The organism is Burkholderia sp. AU17457 (assembly GCF_002223255.1).
Taxonomy (GTDB): domain Bacteria; phylum Pseudomonadota; class Gammaproteobacteria; order Burkholderiales; family Burkholderiaceae; genus Burkholderia; species Burkholderia sola.
Window position 1 is genome coordinate 1,061,040 of record NZ_NKFB01000008.1, and the last position, 21,819, is coordinate 1,082,858.

The 21,819-nt window shown below is 68.2% G+C and carries 19 protein-coding genes; 12 read left to right on the top strand and 7 right to left on the bottom strand.

Going from position 1 to position 21,819, the window contains the following annotated elements:
* Nucleotides 1–35 precede the first annotated feature (35 nt).
* Entirely contained in the window at nt 36–1,088 is a 1,053-nt protein-coding gene (locus CFB49_RS34735) for an aldo/keto reductase (RefSeq protein WP_089438188.1), read from the top strand.
* An 18-nt stretch (nt 1,089–1,106) separates the two neighbouring features.
* Here CFB49_RS34735 and CFB49_RS34740 read toward each other — a convergent pair whose 3' ends face one another.
* On the bottom strand, nt 1,107–2,057 hold the full coding sequence (locus tag CFB49_RS34740; protein ID WP_089493642.1) for a LysR family transcriptional regulator: 951 nt from the start codon (nt 2,055–2,057) through the stop codon (nt 1,107–1,109).
* A gap of 149 nt (nt 2,058–2,206) precedes the next feature.
* Between CFB49_RS34740 and CFB49_RS34745 the strand changes: the two genes are divergently transcribed.
* From CFB49_RS34745 to CFB49_RS34765, 5 genes are all read left to right on the top strand, one after another.
* The gene (locus tag CFB49_RS34745; RefSeq protein ID WP_089493643.1) at nt 2,207–3,331 is read left to right on the top strand and encodes an NAD(P)/FAD-dependent oxidoreductase; all 1,125 of its coding nucleotides are present in this window, start codon (nt 2,207–2,209) and stop codon (nt 3,329–3,331) included.
* Nucleotides 3,324–3,623 (top strand): (2Fe-2S)-binding protein, encoded by a 300-nt coding sequence (locus CFB49_RS34750; RefSeq protein ID WP_089493644.1) that lies wholly within the window; start codon nt 3,324–3,326, stop codon nt 3,621–3,623. The genes CFB49_RS34745 and CFB49_RS34750 overlap by 8 nt, the downstream gene beginning before the upstream one ends.
* Complete coding sequence (locus CFB49_RS34755) at nt 3,620–5,056, top strand: FAD/NAD(P)-dependent oxidoreductase (protein ID WP_089493645.1); 1,437 nt, start codon at nt 3,620–3,622, stop codon at nt 5,054–5,056. Before CFB49_RS34750 ends, CFB49_RS34755 begins: the two co-directional genes overlap by 4 nt.
* 40 nt (nt 5,057–5,096) lie before the next feature.
* On the top strand, nt 5,097–5,879 hold the full coding sequence (locus CFB49_RS34760) for an ABC transporter substrate-binding protein (protein ID WP_089493646.1): 783 nt from the start codon (nt 5,097–5,099) through the stop codon (nt 5,877–5,879).
* Between the two features lie 160 nt (nt 5,880–6,039).
* Entirely contained in the window at nt 6,040–6,951 is a 912-nt protein-coding gene (locus CFB49_RS34765; RefSeq protein ID WP_089438060.1) for a LysR family transcriptional regulator, read from the top strand.
* 170 nt (nt 6,952–7,121) lie between these two features.
* Here the strand turns inward: CFB49_RS34765 and CFB49_RS34770 are convergent, their stop codons facing one another.
* Both CFB49_RS34770 and CFB49_RS34775 read right to left on the bottom strand, forming a co-directional pair.
* Nucleotides 7,122–7,538 (bottom strand): SRPBCC family protein, encoded by a 417-nt coding sequence (locus tag CFB49_RS34770; RefSeq protein ID WP_069619796.1) that lies wholly within the window; start codon nt 7,536–7,538, stop codon nt 7,122–7,124.
* Nucleotides 7,539–7,555: 17 nt separating this feature from the next.
* Complete coding sequence (locus tag CFB49_RS34775; RefSeq protein WP_089493647.1) at nt 7,556–8,575, bottom strand: aldo/keto reductase; 1,020 nt, start codon at nt 8,573–8,575, stop codon at nt 7,556–7,558.
* A 328-nt stretch (nt 8,576–8,903) separates the two neighbouring features.
* On the opposite strand from CFB49_RS34775, the gene CFB49_RS34780 reads away from it, so the two are divergent.
* From CFB49_RS34780 to CFB49_RS34790, 3 genes are all read left to right on the top strand, one after another.
* Nucleotides 8,904–9,248: a DUF4148 domain-containing protein gene (locus CFB49_RS34780; protein ID WP_179235003.1), complete on the top strand. Its 345-nt coding sequence runs from the start codon at nt 8,904–8,906 to the stop codon at nt 9,246–9,248.
* A 293-nt stretch (nt 9,249–9,541) separates the two neighbouring features.
* On the top strand, nt 9,542–10,741 hold the full coding sequence (locus tag CFB49_RS34785; protein WP_089493648.1) for an efflux RND transporter periplasmic adaptor subunit: 1,200 nt from the start codon (nt 9,542–9,544) through the stop codon (nt 10,739–10,741).
* Nucleotides 10,738–13,929 (top strand): efflux RND transporter permease subunit, encoded by a 3,192-nt coding sequence (locus CFB49_RS34790; protein ID WP_089493649.1) that lies wholly within the window; start codon nt 10,738–10,740, stop codon nt 13,927–13,929. Before CFB49_RS34785 ends, CFB49_RS34790 begins: the two co-directional genes overlap by 4 nt.
* A gap of 12 nt (nt 13,930–13,941) precedes the next feature.
* Here the strand turns inward: CFB49_RS34790 and CFB49_RS34795 are convergent, their stop codons facing one another.
* Complete coding sequence (locus CFB49_RS34795; protein WP_089493650.1) at nt 13,942–14,994, bottom strand: RNA-guided endonuclease InsQ/TnpB family protein; 1,053 nt, start codon at nt 14,992–14,994, stop codon at nt 13,942–13,944.
* An 89-nt stretch (nt 14,995–15,083) separates the two neighbouring features.
* Here CFB49_RS34795 and CFB49_RS34800 point away from each other — a divergent pair, with 89 nt between their 5' ends.
* A complete protein-coding gene (locus CFB49_RS34800; RefSeq protein WP_089493651.1) occupies nt 15,084–16,478 on the top strand; it encodes an efflux transporter outer membrane subunit in 1,395 nt (464 codons plus the stop codon).
* Between the two features lie 104 nt (nt 16,479–16,582).
* On the opposite strand, the gene CFB49_RS34805 is transcribed toward CFB49_RS34800, so the two are convergent.
* The 3 genes from CFB49_RS34805 to CFB49_RS36585 form a co-directional block, all read right to left on the bottom strand.
* On the bottom strand, nt 16,583–17,485 hold the full coding sequence (locus CFB49_RS34805; protein WP_069619791.1) for a LysR substrate-binding domain-containing protein: 903 nt from the start codon (nt 17,483–17,485) through the stop codon (nt 16,583–16,585).
* Between the two features lie 493 nt (nt 17,486–17,978).
* Entirely contained in the window at nt 17,979–19,148 is a 1,170-nt protein-coding gene (gene ampC, locus CFB49_RS34810) for a class C beta-lactamase (RefSeq protein WP_069619790.1), read from the bottom strand.
* Nucleotides 19,149–19,241: 93 nt separating this feature from the next.
* A complete protein-coding gene (locus CFB49_RS36585; RefSeq protein ID WP_179235004.1) occupies nt 19,242–19,604 on the bottom strand; it encodes a hypothetical protein in 363 nt (120 codons plus the stop codon).
* Nucleotides 19,605–19,741: 137 nt separating this feature from the next.
* On the opposite strand from CFB49_RS36585, the gene CFB49_RS34815 reads away from it, so the two are divergent.
* Entirely contained in the window at nt 19,742–21,037 is a 1,296-nt protein-coding gene (locus tag CFB49_RS34815) for a hypothetical protein (protein WP_089493652.1), read from the top strand.
* Nucleotides 21,031–21,813, top strand: a complete 783-nt coding sequence (locus CFB49_RS34820; protein ID WP_069619788.1) for a DUF1266 domain-containing protein — start codon at nt 21,031–21,033, stop codon at nt 21,811–21,813. Before CFB49_RS34815 ends, CFB49_RS34820 begins: the two co-directional genes overlap by 7 nt.
* Nucleotides 21,814–21,819: the final 6 nt, after the last annotated feature.

The window sequence follows — 21,819 nt, forward strand, 5'->3', positions numbered from 1 at the left end:
CGCCATCGATGGCGGGGCTCTCGGAGCAAATTCTGATGAAATACAAGCAATTGGGCCGCACCGGCCTGTATGTGTCCGAGCTGTGCCTCGGCACGATGACGATGGGTGGCAACGCGGATGCCGGCATGTGGGCGGCGATCGGCGCGGTCGGCCAGGACGACGCGAACCGTTTGATCGCCCGCGCGCTCGACGCAGGCGTCAACTTCATCGACACCGCCGACATTTACTCGTTCGGCCAGGCCGAACGCGTGGTCGGGCAGGCGCTGCGCGACCTCGGCGTCCCGCGCCACGAGATCGTGCTGGCGACGAAGACGGCCGGCGTGATGGGCACGGGCCCCAACGACCAGGGTGCGTCGCGCGGTCACATCATGGATTCGGTGCAGCGAAGCCTGGAACGGCTCCAGGTCGACCATATCGACCTGTACCAGATTCACGCGAGCGACCCCGTGACGCCGATCGAGGAGACGCTGCGCGCGCTCGACGATCTGACGCGGCAGGGGCTGATTCGTTACGTCGGCGTGTCGAACTGGCGCGCGGGCAAGATCGGCAAGGCGCTCGGCCTGAGTGCCGCGCTTCACGCGACGCGTTTCGAGACGCTGCAGGCGTACTACTCGATCGCCGGGCGCGACGTGGAGCGCGAACTCGTTCCGCTCGCCGTCGACGAGCAGATGGGGCTGCTCGTGTGGTCGCCGCTCGCCGGCGGATTGCTGTCGGGCAAGTTCGGGCCCGGTGCGTCGACCGAAGCAGGTTCGCGGCGCGGCCATTTCGATTTTCCGCCGGTCGATCTGGATCGGGCTTGGCCGTGCGTGGCGGAGATGCGCGCGATCGCCGGCGCGCACGGCGTGTCGGTCGCGCGGATCGCGCTCGCGTGGCTGCTCGCGAAGCCGGCGGTCACGAGCGTCATCATCGGCGCCAAGCGGATCGACCAGCTCGACGACAATCTCGGCGCGGTCGACGTCGTGCTGACCGACGACGAACTGACGCGTCTCGATGCCGTGAGCGCGTTACCGCCCTGCTATCCCGGCTGGATGATCGCGCGTCAGGAAGCGGGCCGGATTCCTGCACCGTTCACACCCGCGGCGCAATAGGATCGGCGGTACTTCATCTCATCGGCGGTTCGACGCGGGCAGGGGCGAGTCGACCCGTGTCGAACCGGGTGCGTGCATCCTCGCGAACGCATCGCGCAAATCGGCGCAAAACGCGTCGCCGATCATCGACAGCGGCTGCGATGCGGACGTCACCAGGTAGAAGTGATCGGGCACGGCCGGCTCGAAAGGCTTGACGGCCACGCGCTGGCCCGCGTACGCGGCCGTCACCGGATCGATCAGCGCGACGCCGGCGCCGTTCGCGACGAACGCGACGATCGTCCGCGACAGCTGCGCCTCGATCGACAGCACGCGCGACACGCCGGCTTCGACGAACACGCGGTCGATCGCGCTGCGCGCCTCGAAACTCGGCGGAAACGAGATGAACGACTCGTCGCGCAGGTCGGCCGGCTGCACGACGCGCTTGCGCGCAAGCCGATGCCCGCGCGGCACGATGCAGCACATCGCGCTTTCCGCGAGCCGCTCGCCGCGCACGGCCGGATGCGGGACGGGTTCGGCGATCAGCCCGACATCGCATTGCCCCGACGCGACCTTGTCGACGACGGTGGACGCACTATGCGCGAGCAGCGTGATGTCGACGCCCGGATGCGCGTGCGAGAAACGGGTGACGATTTCCGGCAGCAGGTCGAGCGCGACGGCGGGCGAACCCGCCACGCGCAGCGTGCCGCGCCGCATCGCGCGGATCTGCTCGGCGGCCTGCGCGACGCGGTCGAGGCCGACGAACGCGCGTTCGACCTCCTCGTACAGCACGCGCGCCTGCGCGGTCGGCGTGAAGCGCCCCTGCTGCCGCTCGAACAGCACGAAGCCGATCCGCTCCTCGAGATCGGCGATCAGCCGGCTCACGGCCGGCTGCGAGATATGGAGATCGCGCGCCGCGCGCGTGACGGTATGGCGCTGCATCACCGCGCGAAACGCTTCGATCTGGCGAATCCTGAGCGAGGGCGTGGTCATAACACTGGATTATGGGTCGTTGATCAAGCTGTATTGGACAGCCCATTTTGCCTGTCCGAACATCGGTTCCGCAACGTAATGAAAGCAAGGAGCCGCACCGCCATGGGATATAACATGCAACCGCCTCGTCCGCGACACCGGAGCCGCGCATGACCGTGCGCCGCTTCGACGTCGTCGTGGCCGGCGGCGGTCTCGTCGGCATGGCCATCGCGTGGGGCATCGCGCGTCTCGGCCAACGCGTCGCGGTGTGCGACGGCGACGACATCGCGTTTCGCGCGGCGCGCGGCAATTTCGGGCTCGTGTGGGTGCAGGGCAAAGGCGGCCGCTGCCTGCCGTATGCGCGCTGGTCGTGTGAATCGTCGGCGCGCTGGCGCGCGTTCGCCGCGCAGTTGCAGCGCGAAACGGGCGTGGATTGCGCGTTCGAACGGCCGGGCGGCATCGAGCTGTTCGAGCATCGCGCGGAACTCGACGGTGCGACCGGCCTGCTCGAATCGCTGCGCCGGCAGGACGCCGCGCTGTCGTACGAGGTGCTCGATCCCGCCGCGCTGCGGCGGCTCATCCCGTCGGCGTCGCCGTCGCTGGCCGGCGCGCTGTGGTCGCCGAACGACGGTCACGCGAATCCGCTCGCCACGCTGCGCGCGATGTTGCAGGCGCTCCAGCAGTGCGGCGGCGTCTATCTGCCGCGCAGCGAAGTCGCCGAGATCCGCCCGCGCGCCGGGCGCTTCGAGATCGACACGCGCCACGCGCAACTCGAAGCCGGGCGCGTGGTGCTCGCGGCCGGCCTCGACAACGCGCGGCTCGCGCCAATGGTCGACCTGCGCGCGCCGATCTCGCCGCTGCGCGGCCAGATCATGGTCACCGAGCGCCTCGCACCGTTTCTCGACTATCCGACGCTCGTCGTTCGCCAAACGGCGGAAGGTTCGGTGTTGCTCGGCGACTCGGCCGAAGACGTCGGCTTCGACGATGGGCAGACGCGCCCCGCCATGGTCGACATCGCGCGCCGCGCGCGCACTGCGTTCCCGGCGCTGGCCCATGCACGCATCGTGCGCGCATGGGGTGCGCTGCGCATCATGACGCCCGACGGCTTGCCCGTCTACGAGGCGTCGACCACGTATCCCGGCGCGTTCATCGCGATCTGCCACAGCGGCGTGACGCTCGCGGCGACCCACGCCGATCTCGTCGCGCCGTGGATCGCGGGCCACGCCGCGCCGGCCGACCTGTCCGCCTTTACCACCGCGCGCTTCGCCGCGCCCACGGAAGCCCGGCATGTTTGAATCCCTCGTTCCCGCCGCCGCGACGCTCGAACGCGTGCGCATCCATATCGACGGCACGCCGCACGACGTGCCCGCGCACTACAGCGTCGCGGCCGCGATGCTCGCCGCCGGTTCGGCCGCGTGCCGCACGAGCGCGGTGAGCGGCGCGCCGCGCGGCCCGTTCTGCATGATGGGCGTGTGCTTCGACTGCCTCGTCGACATCGACGGCGTGCCGAACGTGCAAGGCTGCATGACGCCCGTCGCCGACGGCATGCAGGTGCGCACGATGCACGGCAAGGCGAGGCTCGCATGACGCGCCGCCAGTGCGACCTGCTGATCGTCGGCGCCGGGCCGGCCGGCATGGCGGCGGCGACTGCCGCGTGTGCGGCCGGCTTGTCGGTCGTCGTCGCGGACGAAGGCCGCGCGCCCGGCGGCCAGATCTATCGCAACGTGGCCGACGCGCCGGCGCCGCTCGCGCAATGGCTCGGCGCCGACTACACGGCAGGCCGCCCGCTCGTCGACGGCTTGCTCGCGAGCGGCGCGCATTACCTGCCGCGCAGCATCGTATGGCAAATCGCGTTCGAGCCGGAACCCGTCGCGATGCTCACGCAAAGCGGCCCGTCGCGCGGCACGCTCGAAATCGGCGCACGCGCGGTGCTGATCGCGACCGGCGCGCAGGAGCGCGCGTGGCCGGTGCCGGGCTGGACGTTGCCCGGCGTGATGGGCGTCGGCGCCGCGCAGACGCTGCTGAAAGCGTCCGGCCTCGCGCCATCGGCCGACGCCGTGCTCGCCGGTAGCGGCCCGCTGCTGTGGTTGTTCGCCGCGCAATTGCTGAATGCCGGCCGGCGCGTGCGTGCGCTGGTCGACACGACACCGCGCGACGCGTGGCGCCGCGCGCTCCCGCATGCGTTGCCGGCGCTGCGCGGCGCCGACTATCTGCTCAAGGGCTGGCGCATGCTGCGCGCGGTGCGCAGCGCCGGGATTCCGGTGTATCGCGGCGCGACCGATATCCGCATCGACGGCGACGACCGCGCCGAATGCATCCGCTTTCGCGACGCGCAACGCGTCGTGCAGACGCTCGACACGTCGCTCGTGCTGCTGCATCAGGGTGTCGTTCCGTCGACGCAGCTTGCGCGTTCGCTCGGCTGCGCACACGAATGGGACGAATCGTCGGCATGCTGGCGTCCGCAGTGCGACGCGCGCGGCCGCAGCAGCGTGCCGCACGTGTGGATCGCGGGCGACGGCGCGGGCATCGGCGGCGCGCGGGCGGCGGCGCTCGCCGGCGAAGTGTCCGCGCTCGACATCGCCGCGCGGCTCGGTGCCCTCGACGCGCAACGGCAGGCCGCACGCGAACGCCCGGTGCTGCACGCGTTGCGCCGCCACCTCGCGGTGCGCCCGCTGCTCGATGCGCTGTACACGCCGCCTGCCACGCTGCGCCACCCCGACGACGACACGATCGTGTGCCGCTGCGAGGAAGTCACGGCCGGCGAAATCCGCCGGCTCGCGGCGCTCGGCTGCCAGGGGCCGAACCAGATGAAGGCATTTACGCGCTGCGGGATGGGCCCGTGCCAGGGACGCTGGTGCGGCACGACGGTCGGCGAACTGATCGCCGACGTGCAGCAACGCAGCGTCGGCGACGTCGGTCACTACCGGATTCGCGCGCCGATCAAGCCAGTCACCGTCGGCGAGATGGCCGACGCGCTCGAACTGTCGAACGATTTTCAGCGCGGCGAATTCCCGAGCTGACGCGCCCGCCCACTCTTCCCCACACGAACGGAGCCTGACCATGAAGACGCGCCTCACGATTCTCCTTTCCGCCGCCGCGATGGCCTTCGCGTCGCTGGCGTCGGCGAAGGAATGGACGACCATCCGCATCGGCGTCGATCCGACCTACCCGCCGTTCGAGTCGACGGCGACCGACGGCAGCGTGAAGGGTTTCGACATCGATCTCGGCAACGCGCTGTGCGCGAAGCTGAATGCGAAATGCGTGTGGGTATCGAGCAGTTTCGACGGGCTGATTCCGGGGCTGCAGGCACGCAAGTTCGACGTGATCCTGTCGTCGATGGCCGCGACTGAACAGCGGCGCCAGCAGATCGACTTCACCGATCGCCTGTACCGCAACCAGACGCGATTGATCGCGCGCACCGGATCCGGGCTGCTGCCGGACGCGGCGAAGCTCGCCGGCAAGCGCGTCGCGGTCGAACAGGGCACGGTGCAGGAGACCTATGCGCGCGAGAAGTGGGCGGCCGCGAAGGTCGAGGTCGTGCCGTACCCGAGCTACGACCAGGCGTATGCGGATCTCGTCACCGGGCGCGTCGACGGCGTGCTGATGGATGCCGTGCAAGGCCAGCTCGGGTTCCTGTCGACGCCGCGCGGCAAGGGCTTCTCGTTCGCCGGCGGCGTGGTGTACGACGCGAAGATCATGGGCAACGGCGACGCGGCCGGCGTACGCAAGGCCGACACCGACCTGCGCGACGCACTCAATCGCGCCATCGCGCAGATTCGCAGCGACGGCACGTACAACAAGATCCAGTCGAAATACTTCGACTTCGACATGTACGGGAACTGACGGCAAATACGGGGGCGGTTCCGCTTCGCCCGAGCGGCTCATGCGAGCGCTGCGCCATGCGGCGCTCGGCAGGGCCGCGCCGCGTCGAGCGGGCTCCAGGTTGCACGGGCAAGTCCTTTTGGGACATAATTCTTAAATCTTGAGTCCCGTAAGGTCTGACATGCTCGACATCCGCCAGCTTCAGTACTTCATCGCGGTCGCGGAAGAGGAACACGTCGGCCGCGCCGCCGAGCGCCTGCATATTTCGCAATCGCCGCTCAGCCGCCAGATCGCGCAGCTCGAGGAAAAGCTCGGCCTCACGCTGTTCGAACGCAGCCAGCAGCGCATTCGCCTGACGCGCGACGGGCGCACGTTCCTCAGCGAAGCGCACGCGTTCCTGCGCCACGCGAACCGGCTCGAATCGCTCGCGCGCCGGCTCGGTCGCGGCGACGAAGGCGGCCTCTGCATCGGCTACCTCGAAACGGCCACGCACTCGGGCGTGCTGCCGCGCGCGCTGAAAACGCTGCGCGCCGGGCGCCCGTCCGTTCACATCGCTTTGTATAACTATCAATCGGCCGCGCAGCTCGAAGGCTTGCGCGAGCGCAGCCTCGACATCGCGCTCGTCACCGAGCCGCCCGCGCCGGACGATCCCGAACTCGAATCGACGAAGGTGCTGGACGATCCGATGCTGCTCGCGATGCCCGACGGGCATCCGCTCGCGAAGAAAAAGACGCTCGTCGCCGACGATCTCGCCGCGCAGGCGTGGATCGGCGTCACGCAGCAGGACAGCGCGCCGCGTCACGGCGCGTTCGTCGCGGCCTGCGCGAAGGCCGGCTTCTCGCCGGACATTTCGGTGGAGGCAACCGAGCCGCTCGCCGCGCTCGGCCTCGTGGCCGCGGGGCTCGGCGTGACGATGATCCAGCAGAGCCTGCGTCACCAGGTGCCGGAAGGCGTCGTGCTGCGCGAGCTGCCGTGGTTCAGCTACCGCACGCCGCTGTGGGCCGCATGGCACAAGGTCAACCTGCGGCCGCTGGTCGGCATCTTCCGCGAGATCCTCACCGGCGAGGAGGTCGTCGCGGCAGTCGGAAATTGAATCGCTGAAAGCGCGGAGCGTCGATTGCTTCGCTTCGCTGATCTTCTCGCACATCGCGCGCGCCACGCATGCGCCAACGGCTTCGCAGCAGGCCGAAGCCCGTAACGAAGGCGCTGACGGAGCCTGATTTCGCCAGGCTCCTGCTCACGGGATGCAGCGTGCCGCCGCCATCAAGCCGGCGCAAAACGCTTCGCCAGCTCCGCGAGGCCGTCTTCGTAGATCCCGCGAAACAGCCGGACGGCTTCCTCGTCGGTCGCGCCGTGCGGCGTGAACATGCCCGACCACTCGACTGTCGACGCGTTCGGGCCGTGCTCGCGCACGCGCAGCGTGGAGCGATAGTTCACGACCGGGAACGGTGCTTCGAGGATCGCGTACGTATAGCTGCGCTCCGCTTCGTCGAACGCGACCAGCCGCTCGACGATCGCGTCGCCCGCCGGATTCGCGAGACGCCGCACGCGCCCGCCTTCGCTCAGTTCGCTGGCCGGAATGTACGGCAGCCAGTCGGGCAACGACCCGAAGCCGCCGATCAGTTGCCAGACCGTGTCGGCCGAAGCCGCGACCTCGATACCTGCATTTGCCTGTGCCATGTCGTCACCTGCCAGGATCAACGATCGGCCGGCAGCGGCGCATTGGCCGCGATCAGACCTTGTTCGCGCATCTCGCGCCAGAAGTCGGCCGGAATCGCCACGTTCAGCGCCGCCTGGTCTTCCGCGATCCGCTCCGGACGGCTCGCGCCCGGAATCACCGCGACGGTGGCCGGATGCGACATCGAGAACTGCAGCGCGGCAGCCTTGATCGGCACGTCGTAACGCGCGGCGATCGCCTTGATCCGGTCGACCTTCGCGAGGATGTCCGGCGAAGCCTTCTGATATTCGAAGTGTGTGCCGCCCGCGAGCACGCCCGAGCTGTACGGGCCGCCGACGACGATCCCGACGTTCCGCGCGGCTGCCGCCGGCATCACGCGTTGCAGCGCGCGCTCGTGATCGAGCAGCGTATAGCGGCCGGCCAGCAGCATGCCGTCCGGTTGCGGTTCGGCAAGGTCGAGCACCAGCTCGATCGGTTCGACGCGGTTCACGCCGAGGCCCCATGCGTTGATCACGCCTTCTTCGCGCAGCTTGCCCAGCACGCGGAACGCGCCCTTGCGCGCCACTTCGAATTGCGCGAGCCATTCGTCGCCGTAGAAATCCTGCGCGATGTCGTGCACCCACACGATATCGAGGCGGTCGGTGCGCAGGCGCTTCAGGCTGTCCTCGATCGAGCGCAGCGTCGCGTCGGCGGAGTAGTCGTTGACGATGCGGTTCGGCCGGCCGTGTTCGAACAGGCCGCCCTTTTCGCCGAGATCGCGCGCCGACACGTCTTCGATTTCGTCGAGGATCACGCGGCCGACCTTCGTGCTCAGTACGTATTCGTCACGCGGATGGTTCGCCAGCGCGTCGCCGAGGCGGATTTCCGCGAGGCCGGCGCCGTAGAACGGGGCCGAATCGAAATAACGGATGCCGTGTTGCCACGCGGCTTCGACGGTGGCCGCGGCTTCCGCGTCGGGGATGTTGCGGAACATGTTGCCGAGCGGGGCGGTACCGAAACCGAGGATCTTGTTGCCGGGCAGCTTGTCTTTGAGACTCATGATTTCTCCAGGGAAGGATGGAAAGCGAGTTCAGTCTAGGCAAACGGGTTAAGTCTGTCCAAGACGGAATTCGACACAGTTGAGTCCCGTGAGGTCTGACCGGGCGATCTGCGGCCCGTTTCGATCCGCGGCTCCGGCGCGCTGTTCGGGCGAACGGCCCGACAGGCAAGGCTACCGACCGAATTCATGCTCGATTCATGACTCGGGATCAAAAATGATTTGGCGGGACGGCCATTTTTCCCGGCCGTCGCGATACCTATATTGGGTGCACTCGCAACGACATCGACGGGGTCGACGTTGGTTGCGGCTGACTCAACCACAGGTACCCATGATGAAAACGCTCGTTTCCTCCACCCTCGCCGCCCTGATCCTTTCCGCACCGGCGCTGTCGTTCGCGCAATCGGCCGACCATCAGTTGACCCGTGCCGAAGTGAAGGCCGAGATGGCCCGCCTCGCCGCCGTCGGCTACACCCCGGCGCTGGATCACAACCAGTATCCGGCCGCCATCCTTGCCGCCGAAAAGCGCGTGCGCGAAAACGCCGTCGCGCAGGCAACGCCGCACGCCGCCCCGACCGCGGACAAGACCGGTTACGGCAGCGAACCCCGCACCACCGGCGAATCCGGCCGCGCGATGATGATCAACGGCCGCGACTCGATCTATCGCGGTCATTGAGTCACGTCGGCGCGCACGAGAGCACGCCTTTCGATACGCGCACCCGCTCGTCCGTCCCCTCCGCATGGCCGGCCCGAATCGCCTGAACAGGCATTCGGGCCGCGCGTCGTCGCTGCATTTCCGTTCCCTCGCCCTGCGCCGCGAAACCGGCTCGCGCGTCGCCGCTGTGGGCCGCGATTCGTGACTGCGCAGTACAAGTTCTTATGCCGCTTCATCGGTTTATCCGCCGCGCGCCGCGCACGATACTTCGCACCGTCCGGCGCCACGCGCCCCACTCGACATTTCGCACGCATATGAACCGATATCCAGGATTGAAGCGCATCGCGCGACCGGCCGTGCTGGCCGCCGTTCCGCTGGCCGCGCTGTTCGCGCTGTCCGGCTGCCAGTCGGACGACAAGGCGCCGCCCGCGACGCCGAGCGTGATCGTCAGCGCGCCCGTCGTGCGCGACGTCCACGACGTCGACGTCTACACCGGCCGCTTCGAAGCGGTCGACACCGTCGACGTGCGCCCGCGCGTGAGCGGCTATCTCGACAAGGTCGCGTTCCAGGACGGCGCGGTCGTCCGCAAGGGCGACCTGCTGTTCGTCATCGACCCGCGCCCGTACCAGGCGGCCGTCACGGCCGCGCAGGGTGCGCTCGAGCGCGCGCAGTCGCAACTGAAACTGAGCCGGCAGGATTTCGAGCGCGCGAGCGTCCTGATCAAGACCGATACGATCGCGCAGAGCCTCTACGACCAGCGCAGACAGGCCGTGCAAAGCGCGCAGGCCGAAGTGACGAGCGCGCAAGGCGCACTCGAACGCGCGCGGCTCGACCTGTCGTTCACGCGCATCGTCGCGCCGATGTCCGGCCGCATCAGCCGCAAACGCGTGAGCGAGGGCAATCTCGTGAAAGGCGGCGACAGCGACGCGACCGTGCTGACGACGATCGTGTCGCAGGACCCGATCGACATCTACTTCGACGTCGACGAGGAAAGCTACCTGCGCTATACGCGCGAAGCGCGCAAAAGCGGCGGCAACGCGTCGTCGCGGCAGGTCGCGATCGCGCTGCCGGGCGACACGCAGCCGTCGCTGACGGGGACGATGGATTTCGTCGACAACCGCCTCGACGACTCGACCGGCACGCTGCGCCAGCGCGCGCGCGTCGCGAATCCGGACCGGCGCCTGAGCCCCGGCCAGTTCGGCCGCGTGTATCTGTCGAGCCGTGTTGCGCACCACGCGCTGCTCGTGCCGGATACGGCCGTCGCGACCGATGCGACGCGCCGCGTGCTGTACTTCGTCGACGCGAACGGCGCCGTCGCGATCCGCCCGGTGACGCCCGGCCGCCTGCACGGCAACCTGCGCGAAATCGACGCGGGGCTGAACGCGGGCGATCGCGTGATCGTCGACGGCTTCCAGCGCGTGCAGGCCGGCGACAAGGTCAAGGCCGTGCCGCGCGCGATCGACGCGGCCATGGTGGCCCACGCGGCGAGCGGCACGACCGGGAGCGCGCAATGAACCTCGGCCGCCTGTCCGTCCAGCAGCCGGTGCTCGCGATCGTCCTGTCGATCGTGCTGACGATCGTCGGCGCTCTGGCCTATTTCTCGCTCGCGGTGTCCGAGTATCCGGACATCGCGCCGCCGACCGTCGTGATCCAGGCGACCTACCCGGGCGCCTCCGCGGAAACGGTCTCGCAAACGGTGTCGACGCCGATCGAACTGGAAGTGAACGGCGTGGAAGACATGCTGTACATGTACAGTCAGGCGACGTCGGACGGCAGCCTGAACATCACCGTGACGTTCAAGCGCGGCACCGACGTCGACAAGGCGCAGGTGCTCGTGCAGAACCGCGTCGCGCTCGCGACGCCGCGCCTGCCCGAGCCCGTGCAGCGCAGCGGCGTGTCGGTACGCAAGTCGTCGCCGACGCAGCTCGGTACGATCTTCCTGTACTCGCCCGACCAGCGCTACGATCCGCTGTACGTATCGAACTACGCGATCCGCAACGTCGCGGACGTGCTCAAGCGGATCGAAGGCGTCGGCGACATCAATGCGCTCGGCGCGCGCGAATACTCGATGCGCATCTGGCTCGACCCCGAGCGCGTCGCGTCGTTCGGCCTGAGCCCGGCCGACCTGATCGCCGCGGTGCGTTCGCAGAACACGCAGCTCGCGGGCGGCGTGGTCGCGCAGGCGCCGATCGCGAACCAGGCGTTCCAGCCGAACCTGATCTTCGAAGGGCGGCTCAAGCGTCCGGAGGATTTCAGCGACATCGTCGTCAAGCAGGGCACGGACGGCAGGCTCGTCCGGCTGAAGGACGTGGCGCGCGTCGAGGTCGGCGCACTCGCGTATGCGACCGACAGCTACATGCTGCGCCATCCGACGATCGCGCTGCAGGTACTGCAGCAACCCGGCGCGAACGCCGTCGCGACGATGGACGCGGTCGAGAAGAAGATGGCCCAACTGTCCACGGACTTCCCGAAGGGCATCGTCTACAACATCGGCTACAACCCGACCGCGTTCATCGGCGACAGCATCCACGAACTCGTCAAGACGATCTACGAAGCCGTCGTGCTCGTCGTGTTCGTCGTACTGCTGTTCCTGCAAGGCTGGCGGCCGTCGATCATTCCGATCCTGTCGATTCCGGTGTCGCTCGTCGGCACGTTCGCGGCGATGGCCGTGCTCGGCTATTCGATCAACAACCTGACGTTGTTCGGCCTCGTGCTCGCGGTCGGGATCGTCGTCGACAACGCGATCGTCGTGGTCGAGAACGTCGAGCGGCACCTGTCGGCCGGCGCCGGGCCACGCGACGCGACGCTGCTGACGATGAAGGAAGTCGGCGGCGCGCTGTTCGCGATCACGCTCGTGCTGTGCGCGGTGTTCGTGCCGACCTCGTTCATTCCCGGCATCTCGGGCCAGTTCTTCCGACAGTTCGGCGTGACGATCGCCGTGTCGACCGCGATCTCGTTCTTCACGTCGGTGACGCTCGCGCCCGCGCTGTCCGCGATGATGCTGAAAGCGCACGCCGGCGACCACGACGCCCCCGCGCCGACATCGCGCATGGCCGCGCCGTTCGCGCCGGCGATGCGCGTCGCGCGGCGCTTCTCGACCGCGTTCAACCGCCTGTTCCAGCGCCTGTCCGATGCCTATGGCCGGCTGGTCCGGAAAATCGTCCGGATCATTCCCGCGATGGCTGCACTGTACGTGGTGCTGATCGCCGCGACCGGCTACCTGCTCGTGTCGAGCCCGAAGGGCTTCATTCCCGCGCAGGATCGCGGCTACCTCGTCGTGCTCGTGCGGATGCCCGACGGCGCGACGCTCGAACGCACGAGCGCGGTCGCGCGCAAGATCGAGGACATCGCGCTGTCGGTGCCCGGTGTCGCGCGCGTGCCGGTATTCTCCGGCGTCAACGCGGCGACCGGCACGAACTCGGCGAACAGCGCCGGCCTGTTCCCGGTGTTCCAGCCCTGGCCGGAACGCAAGGCACGCGGCCTGACGATCGACACGATCGCCGCCGAGATGCGCAAGCGGCTCGCGACCATCACCGAAGCGTCGATCGTCGTCGCGATGCCGCCGCCGGTGCAGGGCCTCGGCAGCACGGGGGGCTTCGCGATGCGGCTCGAAGACCGCAACGGCCTCGGCACCGCCGCGCTCGCGAAGGCGACGCAGGATCTCGTCGCGGCCGCCAACCGCACGCCCGGCATGGTCGGCGTCTACACGCCCTACTCCGCGACGAGCCCGCAGGTGCACGTCGAACTCGACCGCGAGAAGGCCGAGATGCTCGGCGTGCCGAGCCAGGCGATCAACGACGCGGTCGAGACGTATTTCGGTTCGACCTATATCAACGACTTCAACATCGTCGGTCGCACCTATCGCGTGACCGCGCAGGCGGACCTGCCGTTCCGCGTCGACGCGTCGGATCTCGCGCGGCTGAAGGTGCGCAATCGCGACGGCGAGATGGTGCCGATCGGCAGCGTGACGCGCATCGACGACATGCTCGGCGTCGATCGCGCGCCGCGCTACAACCTGTATCCGGCCACCGAAATCAACGGCGATACCGCACCGGGCCTCGGCTCGGGCTTCGCGATCGCGACGATGGAAACGCTCGCGAAACAGGTACTGCCGCCCGGCATCTCGTTCGAGTGGACCGATCTGTCGTATCAGCAGACCACGGCCGGCAACACGGGGCTGCTCGTGTTCCCGCTGTGCGTGCTGCTCGTCTATCTGGTGCTCGCCGCGCAGTACGGCAGCTGGAGCCTGCCGGTATCGATCCTGCTGATCGTGCCGATGTGCCTGCTCGCCGCCTCTCTCGGCGTGCGCGCGCTCGGCCAGGACGTGAACATCCTCACGCAGATCGGCTTCATCGTGCTGGTCGGGCTCGCCGCGAAGAACGCGATCCTGATCGTCGAGGTCACAAGGCAGCTGGAGGCCGACGGCGCCGAACTCGTCGAGGCCGTCGTCGACGCGTGCGTGCAGCGGCTGCGCCCGATCGTGATGACGTCGCTCGCGTTCATCCTCGGCGTGCTGCCGCTCGTGATCTCCGAAGGCGCGGGCGCGGAGATGCGCCAGGCGGTCGGCGCGGCAGTGTTCTTCGGGATGATCGGCGTGACGTTTTTCGGGCTGCTGTTCACGCCGGTGTTCTATGTGATGGTTCGCCGGCTCGCGATGCGCCAGACCGCTGTCGCGGCCGTCGCGACGGAGGGAGTGCATTGACGTCCTCCCTCCCTAAAGGGAAAGGATTCCCACATCTGGCGATGCACGTCCGCATCGGAGAATGTTCAACGCAGCGTTGGTATCTCGATCATGCACAACACCACAGTCACTGCAGGCCCATTCTCTTACTCGCAGTCCCGCGATACCTTTCGGCCGCGTCGTGCTGTCTTTCGACCCGCACGCCGAACAGGACTGGGTAGAACCGCTTTCGTCGACTTCCTCGAACGTGGCCCCGTGCGCGATCGCCTTGTAACGGAGCTTGTTCCGGAAGGACGACCAGGATGCGTCGTAGACGCTTTTCGCCATCCTGGTTCTGGCGAGCTTCGCGGCCGACACGTTGCCGACCGCGATGTAATCGAAGCGCCGCACCAGATCGAGCGCGAGCTTATGCTGGAAGTCGGCTCGGGCATTCGCGATCTTGGCGTGCAGCTTCGCGATATGCCGCTTGTGCTTTCGTGCCCGTTGCGCTTTCGCCAGCTTTTCCGCCGCTCGTCGACCGAATTGGTCATTGGGCAGCTTTTCGCCGGTCGAAAGTGTGGCGAAGTCTTTCAGGCCGAGATCGATGCCGACGCCGGAACGGATCGGGCGAGCCTGAACATCGGGCATCTCGATCACGATGTTGAGAAACCAGTTGCCACGCGCGTCCTGCGCGAAGTTGCTCCCGTCCTTGATCTTGCCTTCGGGAAGCGGTCGGCTGTTGAACACGCGAAACGTGTTGCCGGCGAAACGGAACGCGTCACCCTCGCGCTTCAGGTCACGCCCCTTCAGCGGCACCCAGCCCAGCGATTTCCTGCCGCGATAGCGCAGGTAGGGCCGACGGTGCTGACTGCGCGACTTCGCATATTGCTCGCACGTCGCGTTGATCGTGCCGGAGTGGATGTCGAGTTCCTTGCTGCTACCGGTCGTCAGCACGTTCAGGTCGAAACCCGTCGGCCACTTCTTGCCCCACTTGAGCGCGTGCTTCTGCGTGTCATTGCAGAAGTTCCAGACGTAGTTCACCACACGGCTCTGCTTGTTGAGCAGTCCGTTGAGCGACTTCACGCGGTAGCGGTAGACAAGGATCATGCCGGTGATCCTAACCCGTGGAAGAAGCTGCCTGTCAACAGCACCCCTTTCCTCCCCGTCCTGAAGGATGGGGTTTCTCGGAGCAACTGATGAAGTTCGTTCGACTCGTGGCCGCGCTGTCCGCTGCGGCCGTCCTGACCGCGTGCACGAGCACGCCGGTCGCCACCGTCGCGCCGCCGCCGCTGGCCGCGACCTATGCGAACGCGGATCTCGCGGCCGGCGGCCCGGCCGCCGACACCGCTGCGTGGTGGCGCGGCTTCCACGATCCGATCCTCGACCGGCTGATCGACACGGCACTCGCGAACAACCTCGATCTGCAGGCGGCCGTCGCGCGCATCGACGCGGCCCGCGCGGTGCGCATCGGCGCGGCGTCGCAAGGGTTGCCGTCCGTCGATCTGAATGGCGGCGCCAGCCGCCGGCGGTTGTCCGCCTCGCAGGCGTTCCCGACCGACACGCCGACGATCGGCAACGCATTCGACCTGAATGCGAGCCTCGCGTGGGAAATCGACATCTTCGGCCACATCCGCCAGGGGGTGTCGGCGGCCGACGCGGATATTGCGTCGGCGCAAAACGATGCGGCGGCCGTGCGGATCGCGACGATCGACGAAACCGTGCGCACCTATGTGACGGTGCGCGGCCTCGAACAGCGGCTCGCGCTGGTCGAGGCCAACGGGTTGAGCCAGCGCAGCACCGAGGAATCGACACGGCGCCTGTTCGACGCGGGCGTCGTGCCGGTCGCCGACGTCGACCGTGCCGCCGCGCAAACGGAAACGACGCTGGCCGAACTGCCCGCGCTGCAACTGCAGCGGCAGGCCGCGATCCATCGGCTGTCGATCATTACCGCGTCGACGCCGCAGGACGTCTATGCGCGGCTCGATCCGCCCGTGTCCGAGCCGATGTGGACCGCCGCCGCACCGGGCATCGGCACGCCGGCCGATCTGCTGCGCCGGCGGCCCGACGTGCGCGCGGCCGAGGCACGCGTCGTCGCGGCCTATGCCCGCATCGGCGTGGCCGAGGCCGACCTGAAGCCGCACCTGCAACTGATCGGCGTGATCGGCGCGGCGATCGACGGTTTCTCGGGCGCGTCGCTCGCGCGTTCGCTCGCGTGGATGGCCGGCGCCGGCGCGAGTGCACCGCTGTTCGACGGCGGACGGCGGCGCAGCGTCGTCGCGCTGCGTCGCGCGCAGGCCGACCAGGCGCTCGCCGCCTATCGCACGGCGGTGCTGACAGCCGTCGCCGACGTCGAGACATCGGTGGCCGCGGTCGCCCGAAATCACGGCCGAACCGAGCGCCTCGAGCGCGCGGTGTCGAATGCGCGCGGCGCGTACACGCAGATCAACCGGTCTTGGCGCAGCGGCGAATCGGCGTTCATCGACACGCTGGAAGTGCAGCGTGCGCTGCTCGCGGCCGAGGATTCGCTCGCGCAGGCACGCACCGAGGAAACGCTGAGCCGGGTCAGGCTGATGAGCGCGCTCGGGCAGTAGGCGCGCGGGCCGGGATCGACCGATGCGCAAAGGGCGACGGGTTCGATGTCATTCGAACCCGTCGCCCCTGTTACATGGCGCGAACCCGCGCGTGCGGCATCGACTCAATCGATGTCGCCGCCTTCCTTCAACTGCGCGCTCACATAGTCGAGAAAACTGACGACGCGCGACGACAGCGTCGCATTGCGATAGAACACCGCATGAATCGGCTGGCGAAACTCGACCGTGTCGTCGACGAGCAGTTCGACGAGGCTGCCATCGCGGCGATACGTGCCCGTCATATAGTCGGCCAGGCATACGATGCCCGCGCCATTGAGCGCGAGCGTCAGCAGCGTCTCGCCGCTCGACGCCTGCAGCGCCGGATGAATGCGGTACACGTCGCCGTCCGCGGTACGCAGCGGCCAGTGGTTCAGCGTTTCCGGCTGCACGAAACCGAGCAGCGTATGGTTCGCGAGATCGGCAACGCTCGTCGGTACGCCGGCTTTCTCCAGATAGGCGGGGCTCGCCAGAATGCGCAGTCGGCTGCTGCCGAGCTTGCGGGCGTGCAGCGTCGAATCGCGCAGCTCGCCGATCCGGATCGCGACGTCGGCGCGCTGTTCGAGCAGGTCGATGATTTCGTCGCTCGTATGAAGTTCGGCCTCGATCGCCGGATACGCGTCGCGAAAGCCGGGCATCATCGGCGCGATCACATGTTGCATGAACGGCATCGCCGCATTGATCCGCAGCCGCCCGGCCGGCGTCTCGCGCTGGCTCGCGATCTGTTCCTCGGCGAATTCGACCGATGCGATGATGTCGCGCGCGTAGTCGAGGAAAAGCGTGCCCTCCTGGGTCACTTCAAGGCGGCGCGTCGTGCGGCGGATCAGCGTGGTGTCGAGCTTTTCCTCGAGGCGTCGCAGGATCCGGCTCATCACCGAGGTCGGCTGGTGCAGTTTGTCGGCCGCCCCCGTCAACGAACCGGTATCGGCGATGGTCACGAACGCGAGCATCTCGTCGAGGGTCGTCTTCATGGTCGGCAATCGTCAGCGGTGTCAGGAACCGTCACGATAGTGCCGCCGGGCCCGTTTGATAAGCGGGCGCACACGCGAATCACAGTTGATTTCGATTCAATAATTCGCTGCGAATATTGTCCGAATAGGCGGGTATGAAGCGGGCGGCCCGACCCGCGAACACGCGCAGGTCGACGCGCGTTTCTCGCGACGCAGCCCGAGGCCGTCGCCGTAGATCATGCCGTTGCAGATCACGGCCCCTTTCATCCGTTGCTCCGGCGGCGAGACGGGTCATGCGGCACCGTCTCGCAAAAAGTCGTGCGTCGCAGTATCGGCGGCCGGCGCCAGCGGCGGAAGGCGTGAATCACTAAAACAGCTTTGCGCGCGGCGGGATGATCGGCCGTGTCGGACGCATCCTGCTTCGACCAGCGTGCGGCCGTCGGCCGTGATCTCGTGCCGCTGGCCCGAGCCGGCGACCGCGCGACGCCGGCTCCCCGGCACGAGCGCGGCGCCGTTACCGGCCGTCGCCGAGCGATCCGAGAATCCGGTACGCGGCCTTCACGCGATCCTCGATCGGCACGTTGCCGTTCGCGAGCATCACGATCCCGATCCGCTTCGCGGGAACGAACGCGACGTACGTGCTGAAGCCGCCGGTCGACCCCGTCTTGTTGATCCAGGTCGCGGGGTTCGGCGCGAGCGGCGGCTGGATCGCGCGGGCCGGCACCGCATCGAACAGCATCTTCGGCGCGTTGCCCGCGAGCAGCGTGGGCAATGCGACCGGATACGGATACTGTTCCCAGATCAGATCCTGCGTCAGCGGCCCCGCGCGGAAATAGCCGGTGTGCGTGCGTTCGATCGCGCGCTGCAGGCGCGGCGCCGTCTGGATCATCCCCAGGTTCGCCTGCACGAAGCGCAGCAGGTCGGCCGCCGTGGTCCGCACGCCATACGCCGGCTGCCACAGCATGCCTTCCGTCATCCGCACCGGCTTGCCGTCCTTCGTATAGCCCTGCGCATAATCGGCCATGCGCGCGGCGGGCACGTCGATGTACGTGTGCGTCATCCCGAGCGCGGAAAAGAGCCGCTGCGCCATCAGCGTCGCGAAATCCTTGTGCGTCGCCTTCGCGGTCAGCCAGCCGAGCATGCCGATCGCGACGTTCGAATACTTGCGGTGCGTGCCCGGCGCATACTCGGGCCGCCACGCGTCGAGATAGCGGATCAGGCCCGCGTCGTCGCGGATGCTGTCCGGCACCTGCAGCGGCGTCCCGCCGGGCGTGTGCGTGCCGAGCTGGAGCAGCGTCACGACGCCGAACGGCTTGCCCTGCAGCTCGGGCAGATAGTGGGCCACGGGGTCCGCGAGCGACAGTTCGCCGCCCTCTTGCGCGTCCGCGGCGAGCGTCGCGGTCAGCGTCTTGCTGACCGAGCCGATCTCGAACAGCGTGTCGCCGGTCACCGGCTTGCCGGTTTGCGTCGACATCACGCCGTAGTCGAACACGTACGGCTTGCCGTCGGCGACGATGCCGATCGCCATGCCGGGGATCGCGTACTGCTTCATCAGCGGTGCGATCTGGCGCGTGACGGTGTCGTGGAGCGCATCCTGCGTGACGGCGGCCGCGCGACCGGCCGTGGCGGTCGCGCATGCGGCGACGAACAGGATCGCCGCGAAGCGTGTCGCGTTGAATCGCATGGGTGCGGTTCCTTTCCATTTCTGATGGTTGCATGGACAACAGATCCGGCCGCGCCGCGCGCAGCGCGCGTCGGCCGGCCTGTCGAAGCAGGACTATCCGCTACCGCCCGGCCGCCAACAATCGACGATATGTTGCGCGAGCCGAAAGAAAAACTTATGAGACGTGGAGAATGCCGGACGGACCACGATCGCCTCCGGGCCGCATGCCCGGTTTTCAGGAAAACCTGTCGGTTTCGACAGCATCGAATCCGGCGGTCGATTGGCGCGGTATCGAAAATCGACGAAAAAGAGATAACTCTTGTCAGATCCGCCGGCGCCGGCCAGCGGCGCGATTGATTCATCCGCATGGATCGAAGTAGACTCGCGGAAGCAAAAAATAAAACCCATCCTGAGAGAAACAATGTATCGCCCTTTCCCGATCGCCCGCTCCCGCGTGGTCGCGTGATTTTCACGCACCGACCGACCTGAACCGAAATACGCGACGCCGCCGCATTTCCGCGCGCACGTTCGCCGTTTCGTCGTTGAGCCAGAAGAACCGCCAGGGCCCCGCGCGCACTGCCCGCGCACGCCCTGCCCGACCGGAGAGTGAGCCCGTGACCGAAACCGTGGCCGCGTCGGCCTATCGGCCGCGCGATGTCGTCAATGCGCCCGACATCAAGGCGGCCATCGCGCGCCGCAGCGCCGAGCGCGGCGATCCGGCCGAGATCCGCGCGTGGCTCGGCAACCATTTCTTCCGCTGGGTCGTCGGGGCGTTCGAGCAGGCGCAGCCGCTCGCTTCGCTGGCCGATTACCGCGCGCTTGCCGGCGCCGACCGGCCGGCGCCCGAGTGGCTCGTGCGCCGGTTCCGCGCGCAATCGGCATCCGCGGCATCCGGCCCGACGCCCGATGCGCCGCCGCCCGCCACCGAGCCGGCGGCGCTCTACTTCATCGATCCCGAGCACATGCTGCTGATCGACCGCGAGCGCGTGCTCGTCGAATTCCTGCGCTCGCGCGCCGGCACGCGGCTCGCGCAGAAACTGCAACGCATCACCTGCGCGATGGCGCTCGACATGTGGGAACGCGAGCACCAGCGGATGCAGGCGCGCCGCGACAAGGGCTGGGTGCCGAGCAGCGGCCTCGCGCTGCGCGAGGTGCTGCGCACGCCGAACGGGATCGTGTTCGAATTCGTCGGCGATCATGCGGCGCTGCGCGAGGAGCTCGCATACGAGTCGTACTACATGCAGCACTGTCTCGGCCAGTTCGCGGATCGCCGCCGGCTGCGCGGCGGCTACGGCGAGCAGTACGCGCAAGCCGCACGGGACGGACGGCTGCGCCTCTTCACGCTGCGCGGCGCGGGCAACCAGCCGCACGTGACGATCAGCCTGCAGGCGAGCGGCGACGGCCTGCGCATCGACCAGATCAAGGGCAAGCAGAATCGCCATCCGGTGCGCCGCTATGCGGACGACGTTCGCCAGTTCCTGCGTGCGCTCGCGCCGCGCGGCGAGCGTCATCCCGATTGCGAGGGCATGGGCCTCGTGTTCGAACCGGATGCGCCGGGCGCGGCCACCGGCGCGTGGACCTTCGTCACCGATGTGCGCTCGTCCGACCATCTGCTGAGCGTGATGAGCGAGAACTTCCACCTGATCGAGCATTTCGAGCAACCGCCGGCCGTGCTGCAATGGCTGCTGCTGCGCAATGCGCCCTATGCGCTCGGCCAGTTGCGGCAGATCGATCCCGCCGTCGCGGCGGCCGCGCGCCATGCGTTGCCGGCCGATGCGCTGCCGAGCGCGCGCGCGCCCGACGCACCGCCGGCGGCGACCGCATTCGAGATCGAAGGCATCGCGATCGATCCCGCGCTGTGCGCGGCGTTCGCGTTGCCTGCGCCGACGGACGGGAGCGCGTCATGCTGAGACTGCTGCTTGGCGTGGCCGTGCTGGGGCTCGTGTGGTACGTGTGGCGCTCGTTGCGGGTCGCCGCACGGATGGTGCGCGAAGTCGACGCCGACCAGGCCGCGAGCGCCGACAGCACGGTGCCGGTGCGGCAAACCATGGCCGTCAGGCTCGCGCAGGCGCAGGCCGAGCAGGCGCCGCCGAACCGCCGCCGCTGGGCGCTCGCGCTGGCCGACATCCTGCTGATTCGCAACGGGCTGCGCTGCGATTGCGACGACCTCGTCCATGCGCTGCCCGATTCGCAGCGCGAACAGCTCGCGCGCCAGGTACGGCGCGAACTCGACCTGCCGGCCGACCTGCCCGAGTGGCAGATCGTGCAGCGCGTGCCGTCGATCCTCGCGGGCTGGATTCGCGGCGTCGGCCGCTCGCACGACGGCTTCTACGAACAGCTCGCCGCGATCGGGCGCGTGCGCGACGCACTCGCATTCGATTGCGCGCGCACCGCGTTTCTCGTCCGTTGCATCGCGCTGCTCGGCTGGACGTCCGAACAGCACGCGTGGGTCGTGCTGCTGCTCAATGCGCAGCGCGCGCAGGACAGCTTCGACAGCTGGGAAGACTTCGGGCTCGCGTATGCGCGGGCGCGCCAGCAGTGGCTGCGCGGCAGCGGCCAGGACGGCCCCGCGTCGTCGCGCGCCACGCAGGAAGTGCGCGAGTACCTGCGCAATCCGTCCGGAAACTGGCTTTCGCTGCCGTGGAAGCGCTACCGCATCTTCGACCCCCAACCCGTTTCGTCATGACCGCCG

Bases quoted from the DNA above. Each gene is read 5' to 3' on its own strand.
- CFB49_RS34735 (WP_089438188.1), top strand. From the start codon at position 36: ATGAAATACAAGCAATTGGGCCGCACCGGCCTGTATGTGTCCGAGCTG.
- CFB49_RS34740 (WP_089493642.1), bottom strand. From the start codon at position 2,057: ATGACCACGCCCTCGCTCAGGATTCGCCAGATCGAAGCGTTTCGCGCG.
- CFB49_RS34745 (WP_089493643.1), top strand. From the start codon at position 2,207: ATGACCGTGCGCCGCTTCGACGTCGTCGTGGCCGGCGGCGGTCTCGTC.
- CFB49_RS34750 (WP_089493644.1), top strand. From the start codon at position 3,324: ATGTTTGAATCCCTCGTTCCCGCCGCCGCGACGCTCGAACGCGTGCGC.
- CFB49_RS34755 (WP_089493645.1), top strand. From the start codon at position 3,620: ATGACGCGCCGCCAGTGCGACCTGCTGATCGTCGGCGCCGGGCCGGCC.
- CFB49_RS34760 (WP_089493646.1), top strand. From the start codon at position 5,097: ATGAAGACGCGCCTCACGATTCTCCTTTCCGCCGCCGCGATGGCCTTC.
- CFB49_RS34765 (WP_089438060.1), top strand. From the start codon at position 6,040: ATGCTCGACATCCGCCAGCTTCAGTACTTCATCGCGGTCGCGGAAGAG.
- CFB49_RS34770 (WP_069619796.1), bottom strand. From the start codon at position 7,538: ATGGCACAGGCAAATGCAGGTATCGAGGTCGCGGCTTCGGCCGACACG.
- CFB49_RS34775 (WP_089493647.1), bottom strand. From the start codon at position 8,575: ATGAGTCTCAAAGACAAGCTGCCCGGCAACAAGATCCTCGGTTTCGGT.
- CFB49_RS34780 (WP_179235003.1), top strand. From the start codon at position 8,904: ATGATGAAAACGCTCGTTTCCTCCACCCTCGCCGCCCTGATCCTTTCC.
- CFB49_RS34785 (WP_089493648.1), top strand. From the start codon at position 9,542: ATGAACCGATATCCAGGATTGAAGCGCATCGCGCGACCGGCCGTGCTG.
- CFB49_RS34790 (WP_089493649.1), top strand. From the start codon at position 10,738: ATGAACCTCGGCCGCCTGTCCGTCCAGCAGCCGGTGCTCGCGATCGTC.
- CFB49_RS34795 (WP_089493650.1), bottom strand. From the start codon at position 14,994: ATGATCCTTGTCTACCGCTACCGCGTGAAGTCGCTCAACGGACTGCTC.
- CFB49_RS34800 (WP_089493651.1), top strand. From the start codon at position 15,084: ATGAAGTTCGTTCGACTCGTGGCCGCGCTGTCCGCTGCGGCCGTCCTG.
- CFB49_RS34805 (WP_069619791.1), bottom strand. From the start codon at position 17,485: ATGAAGACGACCCTCGACGAGATGCTCGCGTTCGTGACCATCGCCGAT.
- ampC (WP_069619790.1), bottom strand. From the start codon at position 19,148: ATGCGATTCAACGCGACACGCTTCGCGGCGATCCTGTTCGTCGCCGCA.
- CFB49_RS34820 (WP_069619788.1), top strand. From the start codon at position 21,031: ATGCTGAGACTGCTGCTTGGCGTGGCCGTGCTGGGGCTCGTGTGGTAC.